Source organism: Hydrogenophaga sp. OTU3427 (genome assembly GCF_038440225.1).
Lineage (GTDB): Bacteria > Pseudomonadota > Gammaproteobacteria > Burkholderiales > Burkholderiaceae_C > Hydrogenophaga.
Window position 1 is genome coordinate 120,271 of the sequence record NZ_JASATI010000003.1, and the last position, 14,816, is coordinate 135,086.

Sequence of the window (14,816 nt, forward strand, 5' to 3'; positions counted from 1 at the left end):
CGAGGGGTGGGGGATCAGTAACGCGGGATGGCCGGATCGACTTCGATCGACCAGGCATCGATGCCACCCGCGATGTTGACCGCTTGCTCAAAACCCTGGTTGTTGAGGAAGTGTGTGACCTGGGCACTGCGCCCACCGTGGTGGCACAGGCAGGCGATGGGGCGGTCGCGTGGCAGGTCCTGCAGGCGGGCGGGGATGCTCTGCATCGGCATGTGCACCAGCTCGAAGCCCTCGGGCTTGACGCTGGCGGTCTGCAGTTCCCAGGCCTCGCGCACGTCGAGCACCACGGGCAAGACACCGGCAGGCAGTTGGGCCTGGGCCACCCAGGCGGCCACTTGGTTGGGGCGCAGCGCGTTCATCAGAAGTGGAAGCGTGAGGGTTGGGGGAAGTTCAGCAGGCGCGGCGCCACGGTGTCCCAGGGCTGGGTGGTCTGGAAGGCAGCGTCGCTGACGCGGGTGACCAGGGTGGCGCGCATCATGGGTTCGTCGCCGGTGATGGCGATCAGGCGGCCGCCCACGGCCAGCAGGTTCATCAGGGCCTGCGGCACCTCGGCGACCGAGCCACTGAGCAGGATGGCGTCAAAGGGGGCGGCGGTCTTGCAGGCGGCGAAGCCATCGGCCGCCGCATCGGCCTGGCGAACGTCGACGTTTTTGACGCCGGCCTGCATCAGGCGGGTGCGCGCCCGGCTGGCCAGCGCGGGTTCGATTTCCAGGCTCAGCACCTGCTGCGCCAGGCGCGCCATCAGGGCGGCCGAGTAGCCCGAACCGGTGCCGATTTCCAGCACCTTGTCGGTGGGGGCCAGTTGAAGGTCCTGCACCATGCGGGCCTCGACACGCGGCGACAGCATGCACTGGCCTTCCACGGCCGGCTGGGTCAGCGGAATGTCCATGTCGACAAAGGCCAATGCCTGGTGCGCCTCGGGCGCGTAGTGCTCACGCTTGACCTCGCCCAGCAGGGCCAGCACCTGGGGGTCGAGCACGTCCCAGGGGCGGACCTGTTGCTCGATCATGTTGAAGCGGGCTTGTTCGATGTCGAACGTGGAGGGCAGGGCGGTCATGGCAGAAGACTCCGTGGGGCTGGTCAATCAGGGATGTCGATTTTACCGGGGGGCCTGCGCGGCCCCGGCCAGCGGGGCTGCCGGGGCCAGGCCCATGAGGCGGCGGCCCCAGGCCGCCAGGTCGTCCATGTAGCAATACACCACGGGCACCACCACCAGGGTCAGCAGCGAGGAGGTGATGACCCCCCCGATCACCGCCTGGCCCATGGGCGCGCGCTGCTCCGAGCCTTCGGTCAGGGCAAAGGCCAGTGGCACCATGCCGAAGACCATGGCCAGGGTGGTCATGAGGATGGGGCGCAGGCGCACGCGGGCGGCCATCAGCAGCGCGTCCTCGCGGCCCAGTGGCGGGTGGTCGGGCGTGCCCTCGCGGGCGCGGATGGCGAAGTCCACCAGCAGGATGGCGTTCTTGGTGACCAGGCCCATCAGCATCACCACGCCGATGATGGAGAACATGGACAGCGAGGACCGGAACATCAGCAGCGCCAGCACGACGCCGATCAGGGTCAACGGCAGCGAGCTCATCAGCGCCAGCGGCTGCAGAAAGCTCTTGAACTGGCTGGCCAGGATCATGTAGATGAAGACGATGGCCAGCACCAGGGCCGAGATGGCGTAGCCGAAGGACTCCTGCATGTTCTTGGTCGAGCCACCGAACTCGTAGCGGTAGCCGGGCGGCCAGGCGATGCCGTCGAGCACCTGCCGGATCTCAGCCGACACCTCGCCGCTGGAGCGGGCATAGGCGTTGGCGCTGATGCTGACCTCGCGGGTCAGGTTTCGGCGGTTGATCTGGTTGGCGCCGGTCGCCTCGCGCACCTCGGCCACCTGGCCCAGGCGCACCACGCGGGCGCTGCCGTCGGCCTGGGTGCCGGTCACCAGTGGCAGCTGCGACAGGTCGGCCAGGCGGGCGCGGTCGGCGGCCGGCAGGCGCACGTTGACGTCGTAGGTCTGGTCGTCGGGCGCGCGCCAGTTGCCCACCGTGGTGCCGGCCACCAGGGTGCGCAGGCTGCTGGCCACGCTGGCCACGCCCACCCCGGCGTCGGAAGCCAGATCGCGGCGCAGGGCGATGTCCACCGTGGGCTTGTTGGGCTTGACGCTGGCGTCCAGGTCGACCAGACCGGGGATGCCGCGTATGCCGTCCAGCACCTGCTGGCTCAGGCGTTCCAGTTCCTTGAGGTCGCTGCCCTGCAGCGAGAACTCCAGCGCCTTCTGCCCGCCCACCGGGTCGAGCAGGCCGACGTGGGTCACGTTGATGCCAGCCACCTGGCGCAGGCGCTCGCGCAGGCGGGCCGACATGGCGTCCACACTCACCGTGCGCTCCTTGCGATCGACCAGGCGCACGTAGACATTGGCGTAGATCTTGCCCTGCGCGTTGCCGGTGTTGATGGTGGTCAGGGTGTACTGGACCTCGGGAAATTCGCGCACGATGGCCTCGACCTGGGCCGCTCGCGACTCGGTGGTTTCCAGGGACGAACCCACCGGCGTGTGGAAGGTGACCGAGGTTTCGGAGAAGTCGGCCTTGGGCACGAACTCGGTGCCCAGCAGCGGCACCATGACGATGCTGGCCACGAAGGTGGCCAGTGCCACGCCCAACGTGGCGAGCTTGTGCTTCAGCGACCAGCGCAGGATGTTCTGGTAGGTGTCGGCCAGGTGGTCCTGGGCGCGGTCTATCCAGTGGGTCACGCGGCCGATGGTCTTGTCGTACAGCGTCGTGGCCACAAAAGGCTGGCCGTGCTGGTCGATGGCCGGGTCGTGCCAGATGCTGGACAACATGGGGTCGAGCGTGAAGCTCACGAACATGGAGATCAGCACGGCGGCCACGATGGTGATGCCGAACTCGTGGAAGAACTTGCCGATGATGCCTTCCATGAAGCCGATGGGCAGGAATACCGCCACGATGGACAAGGTGGTGGCCAGCACCGCGAGGCCAATTTCCTGCGTGCCGTCCATGGCGGCCTGGAAGGGGGTCTTGCCCATCTGCACGTGGCGCACGATGTTCTCGCGCACGACGATGGCGTCGTCGATCAGCAGGCCCACACACAGGCTCAACGCCATCAGCGTGATCATGTTGATGGTGAAGCCGAACATCTGCATGAACAGGAAGGTGCCGATCAGCGCGATCGGCAGGGTCAGGCCGGTGATGACGGTGGAGCGCCAGGAGTTGAGGAAAAGGAACACGATCAGCACCGTGAGCAGGGCGCCTTCGATCAGGGTGCGGCGCACGTTGTCCACCGCCACCTTGATGGGGCGGGCGGCGTCGCCGATGGGCTCCAACCGCACGCCGGCGGGCAACTGGGTGCGCAGCTCGGCCAGGGCGGCGTGCAGGCCGTCGGTCACGCCGATGGTGTTTTCGTCCTGCGCTTTCTGCACCTGCAGCAGCAGGGTGCGCTGGCCGTTGTAGAGCGCCAGGCTGTCGACGTCGCTGGTGCCGTCCACCACCTGCGCGACCTGGCCCAGGGTCACCGGCTGGCCGTTGCGGCGGGCCACGATGATGCGCTCGAAATCCTGCGGCCGGTGCATGCGTGCCTGCACCTGCACCACACGCTCCTGTTCGCGCGAACGCAGCGCGCCCACCGGCAGGTCCTGGTTCTCGCTCTTGACCGCATTGACCACCTGCTCGGGCGTGATGCCCATGGCCTCCATGGCCGCGGGCTTGAGTTCGATGTTGATGGCGCGCTGGGTGCCGCCCACCAGCGTGACCGAGCCGACACCGCGCACGTTCTCCAGCCGCTTCTTGAGCGTTTGTTCGGCCCAGTTGGTCAATTCCGCAGCCGTCGGGCCGTTGGGCTCGGGCAGCACCGCCACCGACCACACGGCGCGGCTGGACGGGTCGAAGCGCAGCACGCGCGGTTCGTCGACCTCGTCGCGCAGGCTGGGTTTGAGCAGGGCGATCTTTTCGCGCACGTCCTCGGCCGCCTTGCGGCCGTCGATGTGCAGCTGGAACTCGATGATCACCACCGACTGGTTCTCGTAGCTGCGCGAGGTCAGCTTGTTGATGCCGGCGATGGCATTGACCGATTCCTCGACCTTTTTGGTCACCTCGGACTCGACGATCTCGGGCGAGGCACCGGGGTAGGTGGTGGTGACCACCACCACGGGGAAGTCGATGTTGGGGAACTGGTCCACCTGCAGGCGCTGGTAGGAGAAGGCCCCCAGCACCACGAAGGCGAGCATGACCATGGTCGCGAAGACCGGGTTGCGCAGCGAAACCTGGGTGAACCACATGGCGGGGCGTCCGGCGTTACTGGGGCTTGGCGCCGGTGCTGGCCAGGGTCACGGACGTGCCTTCGCGCAGCGCGCCCACGCCCACGCGCAGCACCTGTTCGCCGGCCTGCAGCGGTTCGACGGCCACCCAGTCTTCGTCCTGCACCTGGCCACGTGCGCCCAGCGCCACGGTCTGGTGCACCACCTTGCCCGCGCGCACCAGCTGCAGGTAGGGCTGGGGCTTGTCGGTGCGCACGGCCGACAACGGCACCGCCACACCCTGGGTGTTGCCGGTGCGCAGCCGGCCCTGGGCAAACAGGCCCTGGCGCAGGCCGTCGGCCTGGTCGAGCCGCAGATAGGCCAGCACGCTGCGGCTGCCGGCCTGGGCGCTTGGGTTGATGCGCACCACGGTGGCGGGCACACGCAGGGCGGCGCCTTCGATCAGCAGCTCGGCCTTCTGGCCCACACGCACGGCCAGGGCATCCGCCGGCGCCAGCGCGGCCTCGAGTTCCAGCGCCGACAGGTCGACGATCTCGACGATGCGGGTGTCCAGGGCCACGCGTTCGCCGTTCTGCACCAGCCGACTGGCCACCTGGCCGGTGATGGGCGCGCGCAGTTCGGTGTCGGCCAGGCCTTTCTTGGCGATGTCCAGGGCGGCCAGGGCTGCCTTGTGGGTGGCCAGCGCGGCGTCGAGGTTGGCCAGCGAGGTGTCGAGCGCGGTGCGAGAAATGAAACCCTGGTTGACCAGGGCCTGGTTGTTGTCGCGCTGGCGCTGGGCGATGGCCACCTGGGACTGCGCGGCCTCGGCTTGTTCACTGGCCTGGCGCACGCGGGCCAGGCCCTCGGTGTTGTCGATGCGGGCAATGAGCTGGCCGGCGCGCACGCTGTCGCCTTCGCGCACGCTCAGGCCTTGCAGTTCGCCAGCCACCTTGGCTTTCACGGCCGCACTGCGCACCGCCTTGAGCGCACCCGACAGGGTGACACCGGTGGACATCTCGGTGGTCTGGGTGGCCAGCACGTCGCTGGCGGCCAAGGACAGCACCGCGCTGGCCCGCAGCGCCTGGGCCGCCTGGGCGGCGCTGGCCTGCTGCAGCTTGCGTGCGTTGAGTGCCCGGAGCACGCCCAGGGCCACGGCCAGCAGCAGCGCGCCCCACAACAGCCATTGGATCCAGCGTTTCATGGGGTCGGTTTCCTTGCGTCTGGCTTGAGCAGGCCGTGGGTGAGGATGTCGGCCTGCGCGCGGATGAACGTTTCCGGGTCGAGCAGGTGCTGCACCGCGCAGCAGGGGCCCAGCGAGTGTTTCCACATGGTCAGGAAGATCATGGGCGCGACGATGCTGTGGCAGGCGTTGTCGAGGTCGATGTCGCGGAGTTCGCCACGGCGCACGCCACGCTCCAGGATGCGGCGGATCAGCACGTTGCCGGGCTCGACCACTTCCTGGGTGTAGAAGGTGGCGATTTCCGGGAATGAGCCGGCCTCGCTCATCACCAGCTTGGTGATGCCGGAGGCACGGGTGTTGCCAATGCGCTCCCACCAGCGCAGCATGCATTCGCGCACGAGGTCGGCGGTGTCGCCCGGAAAGTGCTCCAACTCGGCGGTCCACTCGTCAAAGCGGCCGGTGATGGCCTCGCGCACCACCGCCTTGAAGAGGTCGACCTTGCTGGGGAAGTACAGAAACAGCGTGCCTTTGGAGACACCGGCGCGCGAAGCCACTTCCTCCACTCGGGTGGCGGCAAAGCCTTTCTCGACGAACAGGTCGAGCGCGGCGTCCAGCAGTTCGCCCGGGCGCGCGTCCTTGCGGCGCTCGCGCTTGTGCCGAGGCTCGGCGTCGGGCGCATCGCTGTCGCGGGGTGGGGGAGGCGGGGCGGCTGTCATGCGTAGTTAATGACCAATCGGTTATTAACTATAGCGCATGGGGTGTGCTGGCGGGTGAAGATCGGGTCCATGTGAGGTTTTGATGCCACAACGTGGGTCGTGCGAGCCTGCGGGTAACATCGCCGCCGTGAATGTGTCCAGTCCCCAACCCGTGCTGGTGTCCCTGACGCCGGTTGTGCTTCTGATCGTGCTGGGCTTTGTGGTCGGCCGCCTGCAATGGATACGCGACAGCGCCGTGCGCGACCTGTCCAACCTGGTGTTTCTCGTGCTGATCCCGGCCCTGCTGTTCCGCACCATGAGTTCGGTGCGGGTCCAGCAGCTCGACACCTTGCCTCTGCTGGTGTATTTCAGTGCCGCGTTCGTGTTGTTCGGGTTGGTGCTGGCTTTTCAGGGTTTTCACCGGCGTGGCGTGGCGCTCGCGCTGGCCAGCGTGTTTTCCAACACCGTGATGATCGGCATCCCGCTGGTGGAGCTGGCCTATGGCACGGAAGGACTGGTGACCTTGTTGACCCTGGTGTCGGTGCATGCGCTGGTGCTGCTGACGGTGATCACCATCGTGTTCGAGCTGGCGGTGGCGCGCGAGGCCCGGGCTGCGGGGCAGGGCGCAAGCTCGCTCTGGGGCACGGCCTGGGGGGCGGTCAAGAGCACGGTGATCCATCCGATTCCCTTGCCCATCCTCTGCGGTTTGTTGTACGCCCAGACCGGCTGGGCGCTGCCGGTGGTGGTCGACAAGCCCCTGCAACTGCTGGCCAATGCTTTCGGCCCCATTGCGCTGCTGCTGGTCGGCGTGACCATGTCGCGCACCCGCGTCACCGGCTTGTGGCGCGACACCCTGCTGGTGACCCTGCTCAAGAACCTGGCCCTGCCCGCCTGTGTGGGCTTGAGCGGTTGGCTCTGGGGCCTGCAAGGCCTGCCCTGGACGGTGATGGTGGTGTCGGCGGCATTGCCGGTGGGGGCCAACGTGTTTCTGTTCGCCCAGCGCTACCAAGTGGCCGAAGACCTGGTGACCGCCAGCGTCGGTGTGACCACAGCGGCCGCGCTCCTCAGCCTGACGGCTGTTATCTGGCTGATTTCCTGAACCACCCACCCACTTCCATGATCGCATTCCTCCAATCCCTGCCCGTGCCTGTGCAGACCATCGGTTTGTTGCTGGCCTCCAACGTGTTCATGACGGTGGCCTGGTACGGTCATCTGCGCAGCCACGCCGCGTCGCCATGGCTGGTCGCCGCGCTGGTGAGCTGGGGCATCGCCTTGTTCGAGTACCTGCTCCAGGTGCCCGCCAACCGCATCGGCCACACCCAGTTCAGCGTCGCCCAGCTCAAGATCATGCAGGAGGTGATCACCCTCAGCGTGTTCGTGCCCTTTGCCGTGTTTTACCTGAACGAGCCCATCAAGCTGGACTTCCTGTGGGCCGGCCTGTGCATGGTCGGCGCGGTGTATTTCATGTTCCGCAATGGTTGATCACGGCCGTCGCGCCGGGCCGCCCCACGCCAGGCCAGCCCCCTCGGGGGCAGCGACCCGCGCAGCGGTGGAGCCTGGGGGCCTGAGCCCTACTGACTTATTTTGCGGGCCTCTTCCACTTGGTATTCGAAGTAATGCTGAAAGCTGAAGGCCAGGCTGGCCATCAGTGAGCCGGCGCCCACCAGCAGCGATGCCACGATCGCCATGATGGTCAGCGCGCTGGTGTTGCCGGCGGTGGTCGACGCCGCCCCGGGGTTGTGGCGGGCATTCCACTTGCCGGCTTCGGTCAGGGCATAGACGATGGCCGTCAGGCAGGTGCTCGCCACGGTGAAGCCCAGCAGCGGGATCAGCGCCCAGGACAGTTTGTCGTCCTGCCCCAGCGATTGCAGGCGTTCAATGCCCCACAGGCCCAGGGCCGTGGGCAGCGGGTGCAGCCAGCCCAGGGTGTCGCCCAGGCCATGCAGGTAGAAGCGGTGCAGGCCCAGCGGGCCGCCCAGCAGGGCCAGCCAGGCGGCCAGGGTCTTGTTCTTGGGTTTCATGCGGTGACTTGTTTCATTCCGGGCGGCTGCTGTCGCCTTCGCCGAGGCTTTTTTCCATCAGCACGATGTCCAGCCAGCGATCGAATTTCCAGCCGCAGGACTTGACCACGCCCACACGTTCAAAGCCCAGCGCGGTGTGCACGCCCACCGAACCGGCGTTGGCCGAGTCGCCGATCACCGCCATCACCTTGCGCACGCCGCCGGCCTGCAGGCGCGCCAGCAGCTCGGCCAGCAGGGCGCGGCCCAGGCCTTTGCCCGCCGCCTTGGGCGAGAGGTAGATCGAATCCTCGACCGAGAAGCGGTAGGCCGGGCGCGGCTTGAACCAGTTGCCGTAGGCGAAGCCCTGCACCTCGCCGGCCTCCTCCAGCACCAGCCAGGGCAGTCCCTTGGACAACACATCGGCGCGCCGGGTGAGCATGTCGGCCTCGGACGGTGGCGTGGTCTCGAAGGTGCCGGTGCCATGCAGCACGTGGTGGGCGTAGATGCGGGTGATGGCGCCGATGTCGGCGTCGGTGCTGGGGCGGATCAGGGGCATGGTGCGTCGGTTGGATGGGCCCGGGCTGGACAGCGCGCGGGCGGAGGCTATAATCGCGGGCTTTGCGGCGTTTCGCTGACCGGGTGGTCAGTCGTGTGTCTCAAGCGTTGCAAAACTTTGCGGTGCCGGTCGGTGTTTTGAACCACCAGAACCGTCACCACCACCCGAAGGATAAATCATGGTCGTCATTCGACTCTCCCGCGGCGGCGCCAAGGCCCGTCCGTTCTACAGCATCGTGGTCGCCGACAAGCGTGACCGCCGCGATGGCCGCTTCATCGAGCGCATCGGCTTCTACAACCCCCTGGCCAAGGGCGGCGAAGAGCCGTTCCGCATCGCCCAGGACCGCCTGACCTACTGGGCTGGCGTCGGTGCACAGACCTCCGACACCGTGGCCCGCCTGGTCAAGCAACACGCTGCCAAGGCCGCAGCCTGATCGTGTGATCCCGCAGACCCCGTGACCCGTTCACGGGGTCTTTTTCATTTTTTGCCCCCCAGATTCGCATGATTCCAGGCCTGACATCCGCCACCTTGCCCGCCGACGCGGTGGAGGTGGGTCGCTTGGCCGAAGCCTGGGGCATCAAGGGTTGGCTGCATGTCCACCCGCACAGCGCCGACCCACAGGCGCTGTTCTACTCCAAGGACTGGTTCCTCTGCCCGCCCGAAGGCCGCTATGCACGCGGCTTTGACGCCTTCACCGGCGTGGTGTCGGTCACGGTGGACGAGATCAAGGCCCACGCCAATTCGGTGGTGGGCTTGCTGCACGGCCTGGCCGATCGCAACGCGGCCGAGGCGCTCAAGGGCGCGCGCATCTTCATTTCGCGCCAGCATTTCCCGCCCGTTGCGGAAGGCGAGTACTACTGGGTGGACCTGCTGGGCCTGGACGTCTTCAACCGCGAAGGCGTGCACATGGGCGTGGTCAAGGACCTCATGCCCACCGGCCCGCATTCGGTGTTGTGCCTTGAATACACGCTGGGCATGGACGCGGGCGATGACGCCGGCAAGACCGCCGAGCGCATGATTCCTTTTGTGTCGGTCTATGTCGATCAGGTCGACCTGGCCACACGCCGCATCACGGTCGACTGGCAAGCCGACTACTGAGGGCGAACCGCGCCATGCGCTTCGACATCCTCACCCTGTTTCCCGAACTGTTCACGCCGTTTCTGAGCAACGGCATCAACCGCCGCGCTTTCGAGTCTGGCCAAGTCGAGGTGTGCTTCTGGAACCCGCGCGATTTTGCCGACGGCCAGTACCGCCGCGTCGATGACCGTCCCTTCGGTGGCGGCCCTGGCATGGTGATGATGGTCGAGCCCCTGTCGCGTTGCCTGGAGGCCGCGCGCGCCGCGCGCCAGGCCGCGGCGGCCGACCCCGAAGGGCAGGCGGCGCCGGTGCTGCTGTTCTCGCCCGTGGGCCAGCGGCTGGACCACCCGGCCGTGGCGCGTTGGGCCGACAGCGCGGGCGCCGTGCTGGTCTGTGGCCGCTACGAAGGCATTGACCAGCGTTTCATCGACAGCTTTGTCACGCACCAGGTCAGCCTGGGCGACTTCGTGCTGTCGGGCGGCGAGATCGCCGCGCTGGCCCTGCTCGACGCCGTGGCGAGGCTGATGCCTGGCGTGCTGGGCGACGCCGGCAGCCACCAGCAGGACAGCTTCAATCCAGCGCTCGACGGCTTGCTCGATTGCCCCCACTACACCCGGCCCGAGGTGTGGCAGGGGCCGGCCGGCCCCCAGGGCGTGCCCGAGGTGCTGCTGTCCGGGCACCATGCGCGCATCGAACGTTTCCGCCGCGAGGCCAGCCTGTCCGTCACCGCCAACGCGCGGCCCGACGTGCTGGACGCCGTGCGTGCGCATGGCGGTTTGACCAAGCAGGACGAACAATGGCTGCGGCAACACCAGCCTGCGCCTGGCACTCCGTCCTGACACGGTGGGCGGTTTGTGCTCGCCGGCAGAAGCAGGCTATAATCCAAGGCTCTGCGGTCCTCTGCCCGGCCGCCTTGACCGTGCGCCACGTTTGTCGCCATGGATTCGAGGCCTTCTGTGTAGCGCGTGCAAGACCATCAACAGGAAACCATGAACCTCATCCAGACCCTTGAGCAAGAAGAAATTGCTCGCCTGAACAAGGAAATCCCCACCTTTGCGCCCGGCGACACCGTGATCGTCAGCGTGAACGTGGTTGAAGGCAACCGCAAGCGTACCCAGGCCTACGAAGGTGTGGTGATCGCCCGTCGCAACCGTGGCCTGAACTCCAGCTTCATCGTGCGCAAGATCTCCAACGGCGAAGGCGTCGAGCGCACCTTCCCGCTGTACAGCCCGCGCATCGCCAAGATCGAAGTCAAGCGCCGCGGTGACGTCCGCCGCGCCAAGTTGTACTACCTGCGCGACCGCAGCGGCAAGTCGGCACGCATCAAGGAAAAGCTGGGCGCTTGATCGCTCCGCGATAAAAAAACCGCTGCATTGCAGCGGTTTTTTTTCGTCCTCACCCAGCGCGTGCAGCGCAGGAGCTTCAAAGTTCTTCGACGCGGCGCGTCGGGTAGCTGTCCCAGCTTTGGCAACCCGGGCATTGCCAGAAGTACTGTCGGGCTTCGAAGCCGCAGGCGGCGCAGCGGTAGCGTTTGAGCGGGTTGGCCGCCTGGTCCAGGGCGCGCAAGACCAGGGCCTTGGCCTGCGGATCGCTCAGCGGCTCGTCGGCCAGCCAGCGTGAGGCCACCACCAGCGACGCTTCTGTACCGAGGTGGGCCAGGTAGGTGGCGCGGGCCTGGGTGTTGTCCTCGCTGAGCTGGGCGATGGCCTCGGTGACGTCCAGCGAAGGGGGCTGCGACTGCAGGCCTTGCAGGCGCTGGCGCACCTCGGCCTGTCGCTTCGTCTGTTTGGCCAGCTGGGCCATGGGGTGGGCCACCAGGGGCAGCGATTGCGGGGCGTGGGCACTGGTCTCCAGCAGCATGTCCAGCGCCGGGCCCGCCGCGCCGTCTTGCTGCAGCAACAGGGCCCGCTCGATGCGCGGGCGGGCCGCTTCGGGCGCGCGTGCCGTGGCTGCCTCCAGCAATTGCAGCGCTCCGGGGCGGTCGCCCTGACGGGCGCGCTCCAGCGCCTGTTCGCACAAGAAATGCGACAGGCGGATCTGGTAGCTGCCGGGCTGCTCGGTGTCGAGCTGTTCGGCCATGGCCGACGCCTGGGACCAGTCACGGCCACGCTCGTAGATGCCCAGCAGGGCCTGCCGGGCCTCGGAGGCAAAGGCCGAGCCTTCCAGTCGCCGCAGCGCAGCTTCGGCGCGGTCGAGCAGGCCGGCTTTCAGGAAGTCCAGCGCCAGCGCGTGCTGCGCGCGGTCTCGGTCTTTCTGTGTCAGGTCACCGCGCGCCAGCAGGTGTTCGTGCACCCGCACGGCGCGGTCGTAGTCGCCGCGGCGGCGGAACAGGTTGCCCAGCGCGAAATGCAGCTCGGAGGTGTCGGGGTCGTTCTGCACGGCCTCGATGAAGGCGTCGATGGCGCGGTCCTGTTGCTCGTTGAGCAGGTGGTTGAGACCGCGGAACACCGCCTTGGGCGCGCGCCGGCTTTCCAGGCGCCACTGCCGGAGATCGAGGCGGGAGGCCAGCCAGCCCAGGGCAAAGGCCAGGGGCAGTCCCCAGAGCAACCAGGTCAGGTCAAGATCCATGAGGTGGCAGGGGAAGGTCGGTGGGCCGGGCGCCAATGGCATTCTTGTCGCCGCGCGTGCGGCGCGCCTGCAGCCAGGCCGGCAGCATCACCAGCACGCCCAGCGCCACACCGGCCGCCAGGGCGATCAGCAGCACCAGCACCAGGGGGGCCTGCCAGTAGGCGCCGAAGAACAGGTGCACCTGCACCGGCGCCTGGTTGTTCAGGGCAAAGGCGAAGAGGGCAAAAAAAATGGCTGCCTTGAGCAGCCACATGAGGTATTTCAAGTCGTCCCTTTCGTGGCGGAACGATTGTAGTCTTCAGCTGGCGTCGACCCCGGCATCAACGGCCGAGAGCATCGCGGGCGTGCGGGCGTCGACCTGCTCGCGCAAGGCCTTGCCCGGCTTGAAGTGGGGCACGCGCTTTTCGGGGATGGCGACCTTCTCGCCCGAACGTGGGTTGCGGCCCATGCGCGGGGATCGGTGATTGACCGAGAAGCTGCCAAAGCCACGGATTTCGATGCGATGTCCCTTGACCAGCGCGTCGCCCATCGCGTCCAGGATGGACTTGACGGCGAATTCGGCATCGCGCTGGGTCAGTTGCCCAAACCGTTCGGCCAGGGCTTCAACGAGGTCGCTGCGGGTCATGTCGCTGGTGTGGGCGTTCCGTGTCGAGCGTTCAGCGCGGATGGCGGGCGTGGTCTGCACGCCCGCCATCCGTCGCTCCATGCTCGAGCAGGGATCACTTGTCGCTGTTGTCCAGCTTGGCGCGCAGCAGGGCGCCCAGGCTGGTGGTGCCGGCGTTGCCCGAAGACTGGCTCAGGGTGGCCATGGCTTCTTGCTGGTCGGCCTGGTCCTTGGCCTTGATCGACAGCTGGATGTTGCGGGTCTTGCGGTCGATGTTCACGACCACGGCCGTGACTTCATCGCCTTCCTTCAGCACGTTGCGCGCGTCTTCCACGCGGTCACGGCTGATTTCGCTGGCGCGCAGGTAGCCCAGGATGTCTTCGCCCAGATCGATCTCGGCGCCCTTGGCATCCACGGTCTTGACCTTGCCGGTCACCACGGCACCCTTGTCGTTGATCGACACGAAGGTGGTGAAGGGGTCGCTGTCCAGCTGCTTGATGCCCAGGCTGATGCGCTCGCGCTCGACGTCCACGGCCAACACGATGGCTTCGACTTCCTGGCCCTTCTTGTAGTTGCGCACGGCGGTTTCGCCGGGCTCGTTCCAGGACAGGTCGGACAGGTGCACCAGGCCGTCGATGCCGGCGGCCAGACCCACGAACACGCCGAAGTCGGTGATCGACTTGATCGGGCCCTTGACGCGGTCGCCGCGCTTGGTCTGCTCGGCAAACTCGTGCCAGGGATTGGCGCGGCACTGCTTCATGCCCAGCGAGATGCGGCGCTTGTCTTCGTCGATCTCGAGGACCATGACTTCGACTTCGTCACCGAGCGACACCAGCTTGGAAGGGGCCACGTTCTTGTTGGTCCAGTCCATTTCGGACACGTGCACCAGACCTTCGATGCCCGGCTCCAGCTCGACAAACGCGCCGTAGTCGGCGATGTTGGTGATCTTGCCGAACATGCGGGTGCCCTGCGGGTAGCGGCGCGAGACGCCCATCCACGGGTCGTCGCCCATCTGCTTGAGGCCCAGCGAGACGCGGTGCTTCTCGGTGTCGAACTTGAGGATCTTGGCGGTGATTTCCTGGCCGGCCTGAACGACTTCGCTCGGGTGGCGGACACGGCGCCAGGCCATGTCGGTGATGTGCAGCAGGCCGTCGATGCCGCCCAGGTCCACGAAGGCACCGTATTCGGTGATGTTCTTGACCACGCCCTGGACGATCGCGCCTTCGCGCAGCGTTTCCATCAGCTTGGCGCGCTCTTCGCCCATGGAGGCTTCCACGACGGCGCGGCGGCTCAGCACCACGTTGTTGCGCTTGCGGTCGAGCTTGATGACCTTGAATTCCAGGGTCTTGTTCTCGTAGGGGGTCAGGTCCTTGGTCGGACGGCTGTCGACCAGCGAGCCCGGCAGGAAGGCGCTGATGCCGTTGACCATGACCTTGAGGCCGCCCTTGACCTTGCTGGAGGTGGTGCCGGTGACGAATTCGCCGGATTCCAGGGCCTTTTCCAGGGCCATCCACGAGGCCAGGCGCTTGGCCTTGTCGCGGCTCAGCAGGGTGTCGCCGAAACCGTTTTCAACGGAGTCGATGGCCACGGACACGAAGTCGCCCACTTGGACTTCGAGTTCGCCCTGGTCGTTCTTGAATTCGGCGAGCGGAACGTAGGCTTCCGACTTCAGGCCAGCGTTGACGACCACGTGGCTGTGTTCGATGCGAACCACCTCGGCGGTGATGACCTCACCGGAGCGCATTTCGGCGCGCTTGAGGGATTCTTCAAACAGGGCGGCAAAAGATTCAGACATGGAGTTTCCTAATCTGCAGACGGGCCAGCGTTTTTGAGGTGCCGGGGTGACCGGATGCAGCGTTGACAAATGCGCGGATGCGCGGGTTGGTTGAATGAACCATCGGG

The 14,816-nt window shown here is 66.8% G+C and carries 17 protein-coding genes; 6 read left to right on the forward strand and 11 right to left on the reverse strand.

What is annotated here, in order from left to right; genetic code table 11:
* Positions 1-14: 14 nt before the first annotated feature.
* Genes AAHB17_RS02875 through AAHB17_RS02895 form a run of 5 tightly spaced genes read right to left on the reverse strand, consistent with a single transcriptional unit; the run spans position 15 to position 6,130 of the window.
* Positions 15-359, reverse strand: coding sequence for a rhodanese-like domain-containing protein (locus tag AAHB17_RS02875; RefSeq protein WP_446719548.1), 345 nt, complete (start codon positions 357-359; stop codon positions 15-17).
* Positions 359-1,057: a protein-L-isoaspartate O-methyltransferase family protein gene (locus AAHB17_RS02880; RefSeq protein WP_342128954.1), complete on the reverse strand. Its 699-nt coding sequence runs from the start codon at positions 1,055-1,057 to the stop codon at positions 359-361. The genes AAHB17_RS02875 and AAHB17_RS02880 overlap by 1 nt, the downstream gene beginning before the upstream one ends.
* A 42-nt stretch (positions 1,058-1,099) precedes the next feature.
* Positions 1,100-4,276 (reverse strand): efflux RND transporter permease subunit, encoded by a 3,177-nt coding sequence (locus AAHB17_RS02885; RefSeq protein ID WP_342128955.1) that lies wholly within the window; start codon positions 4,274-4,276, stop codon positions 1,100-1,102.
* A gap of 16 nt (positions 4,277-4,292) precedes the next feature.
* Positions 4,293-5,435, reverse strand: coding sequence for an efflux RND transporter periplasmic adaptor subunit (locus AAHB17_RS02890; RefSeq protein ID WP_342128956.1), 1,143 nt, complete (start codon positions 5,433-5,435; stop codon positions 4,293-4,295).
* The gene (locus AAHB17_RS02895) at positions 5,432-6,130 is read right to left on the reverse strand and encodes a TetR/AcrR family transcriptional regulator (protein WP_342128957.1); all 699 of its coding nucleotides are present in this window, start codon (positions 6,128-6,130) and stop codon (positions 5,432-5,434) included. The genes AAHB17_RS02890 and AAHB17_RS02895 overlap by 4 nt, the downstream gene beginning before the upstream one ends.
* 127 nt (positions 6,131-6,257) lie before the next feature.
* Between AAHB17_RS02895 and AAHB17_RS02900 the strand changes: the two genes are divergently transcribed.
* Together AAHB17_RS02900 and AAHB17_RS02905 are read left to right on the forward strand one after the other, a co-directional pair.
* Complete coding sequence (locus AAHB17_RS02900) at positions 6,258-7,208, forward strand: AEC family transporter (protein WP_342128959.1); 951 nt, start codon at positions 6,258-6,260, stop codon at positions 7,206-7,208.
* A gap of 17 nt (positions 7,209-7,225) precedes the next feature.
* Positions 7,226-7,591, forward strand: a complete 366-nt coding sequence (locus tag AAHB17_RS02905) for a DMT family protein (RefSeq protein WP_446719549.1) — start codon at positions 7,226-7,228, stop codon at positions 7,589-7,591.
* Between the two features lie 89 nt (positions 7,592-7,680).
* Here the strand turns inward: AAHB17_RS02905 and AAHB17_RS02910 are convergent, their stop codons facing one another.
* Together AAHB17_RS02910 and AAHB17_RS02915 are read right to left on the reverse strand one after the other, a co-directional pair.
* Positions 7,681-8,130: an NINE protein gene (locus AAHB17_RS02910; protein WP_342128960.1), complete on the reverse strand. Its 450-nt coding sequence runs from the start codon at positions 8,128-8,130 to the stop codon at positions 7,681-7,683.
* A gap of 13 nt (positions 8,131-8,143) precedes the next feature.
* Complete coding sequence (locus tag AAHB17_RS02915; RefSeq protein ID WP_342128961.1) at positions 8,144-8,665, reverse strand: GNAT family N-acetyltransferase; 522 nt, start codon at positions 8,663-8,665, stop codon at positions 8,144-8,146.
* A 178-nt stretch (positions 8,666-8,843) separates the two neighbouring features.
* Between AAHB17_RS02915 and rpsP the strand changes: the two genes are divergently transcribed.
* The 4 genes from rpsP to rplS all read left to right on the forward strand — a co-directional run bounded on the left by rpsP (position 8,844) and on the right by rplS (position 11,088).
* Positions 8,844-9,098: a 30S ribosomal protein S16 gene (gene rpsP, locus AAHB17_RS02920; RefSeq protein ID WP_342128962.1), complete on the forward strand. Its 255-nt coding sequence runs from the start codon at positions 8,844-8,846 to the stop codon at positions 9,096-9,098.
* Positions 9,099-9,166: 68 nt separating this feature from the next.
* On the forward strand, positions 9,167-9,763 hold the full coding sequence (gene rimM, locus AAHB17_RS02925; protein WP_342128963.1) for a ribosome maturation factor RimM: 597 nt from the start codon (positions 9,167-9,169) through the stop codon (positions 9,761-9,763).
* 14 nt (positions 9,764-9,777) lie between these two features.
* On the forward strand, positions 9,778-10,581 hold the full coding sequence (gene trmD, locus AAHB17_RS02930) for a tRNA (guanosine(37)-N1)-methyltransferase TrmD (protein WP_342128964.1): 804 nt from the start codon (positions 9,778-9,780) through the stop codon (positions 10,579-10,581).
* Positions 10,582-10,731: 150 nt separating this feature from the next.
* Positions 10,732-11,088 carry a 50S ribosomal protein L19 gene (rplS, locus tag AAHB17_RS02935; RefSeq protein WP_342128965.1) on the forward strand — a complete coding sequence of 119 codons (357 nt, stop codon included), beginning with the start codon at positions 10,732-10,734 and terminating at the stop codon, positions 11,086-11,088.
* A 76-nt stretch (positions 11,089-11,164) separates the two neighbouring features.
* Here rplS and lapB read toward each other — a convergent pair whose 3' ends face one another.
* Genes lapB through rpsA form a run of 4 tightly spaced genes read right to left on the reverse strand, consistent with a single transcriptional unit; the run spans position 11,165 to position 14,709 of the window.
* On the reverse strand, positions 11,165-12,310 hold the full coding sequence (gene lapB, locus AAHB17_RS02940; RefSeq protein WP_342128966.1) for a lipopolysaccharide assembly protein LapB: 1,146 nt from the start codon (positions 12,308-12,310) through the stop codon (positions 11,165-11,167).
* Positions 12,300-12,575, reverse strand: a complete 276-nt coding sequence (locus AAHB17_RS02945; protein WP_342128967.1) for a LapA family protein — start codon at positions 12,573-12,575, stop codon at positions 12,300-12,302. Before AAHB17_RS02945 ends, lapB begins: the two co-directional genes overlap by 11 nt.
* A 33-nt stretch (positions 12,576-12,608) precedes the next feature.
* A complete protein-coding gene (locus tag AAHB17_RS02950; protein WP_342128968.1) occupies positions 12,609-13,016 on the reverse strand; it encodes an integration host factor subunit beta in 408 nt (135 codons plus the stop codon).
* A gap of 13 nt (positions 13,017-13,029) precedes the next feature.
* Positions 13,030-14,709 (reverse strand): 30S ribosomal protein S1, encoded by a 1,680-nt coding sequence (gene rpsA, locus AAHB17_RS02955; RefSeq protein WP_342128969.1) that lies wholly within the window; start codon positions 14,707-14,709, stop codon positions 13,030-13,032.
* Positions 14,710-14,816 lie beyond the last annotated feature (107 nt).

Coding starts and splice junctions, on each gene's coding strand:
- rimM (WP_342128963.1), top strand. CDS start 9,167: ATGATTCCAGGCCTGACATCCGCCACCTTGCCCGCCGACGCGGTGGAG.
- AAHB17_RS02910 (WP_342128960.1), bottom strand. CDS start 8,130: ATGAAACCCAAGAACAAGACCCTGGCCGCCTGGCTGGCCCTGCTGGGC.
- AAHB17_RS02885 (WP_342128955.1), bottom strand. CDS start 4,276: ATGTGGTTCACCCAGGTTTCGCTGCGCAACCCGGTCTTCGCGACCATG.
- AAHB17_RS02915 (WP_342128961.1), bottom strand. CDS start 8,665: ATGCCCCTGATCCGCCCCAGCACCGACGCCGACATCGGCGCCATCACC.
- AAHB17_RS02895 (WP_342128957.1), bottom strand. CDS start 6,130: ATGACAGCCGCCCCGCCTCCCCCACCCCGCGACAGCGATGCGCCCGAC.
- AAHB17_RS02875 (WP_446719548.1), bottom strand. CDS start 359: ATGAACGCGCTGCGCCCCAACCAAGTGGCCGCCTGGGTGGCCCAGGCC.
- rpsP (WP_342128962.1), top strand. CDS start 8,844: ATGGTCGTCATTCGACTCTCCCGCGGCGGCGCCAAGGCCCGTCCGTTC.
- AAHB17_RS02880 (WP_342128954.1), bottom strand. CDS start 1,057: ATGACCGCCCTGCCCTCCACGTTCGACATCGAACAAGCCCGCTTCAAC.
- rpsA (WP_342128969.1), bottom strand. CDS start 14,709: ATGTCTGAATCTTTTGCCGCCCTGTTTGAAGAATCCCTCAAGCGCGCC.
- trmD (WP_342128964.1), top strand. CDS start 9,778: ATGCGCTTCGACATCCTCACCCTGTTTCCCGAACTGTTCACGCCGTTT.
- AAHB17_RS02905 (WP_446719549.1), top strand. CDS start 7,226: ATGATCGCATTCCTCCAATCCCTGCCCGTGCCTGTGCAGACCATCGGT.
- rplS (WP_342128965.1), top strand. CDS start 10,732: ATGAACCTCATCCAGACCCTTGAGCAAGAAGAAATTGCTCGCCTGAAC.
- AAHB17_RS02890 (WP_342128956.1), bottom strand. CDS start 5,435: ATGAAACGCTGGATCCAATGGCTGTTGTGGGGCGCGCTGCTGCTGGCC.
- lapB (WP_342128966.1), bottom strand. CDS start 12,310: ATGGATCTTGACCTGACCTGGTTGCTCTGGGGACTGCCCCTGGCCTTT.
- AAHB17_RS02950 (WP_342128968.1), bottom strand. CDS start 13,016: ATGGAGCGACGGATGGCGGGCGTGCAGACCACGCCCGCCATCCGCGCT.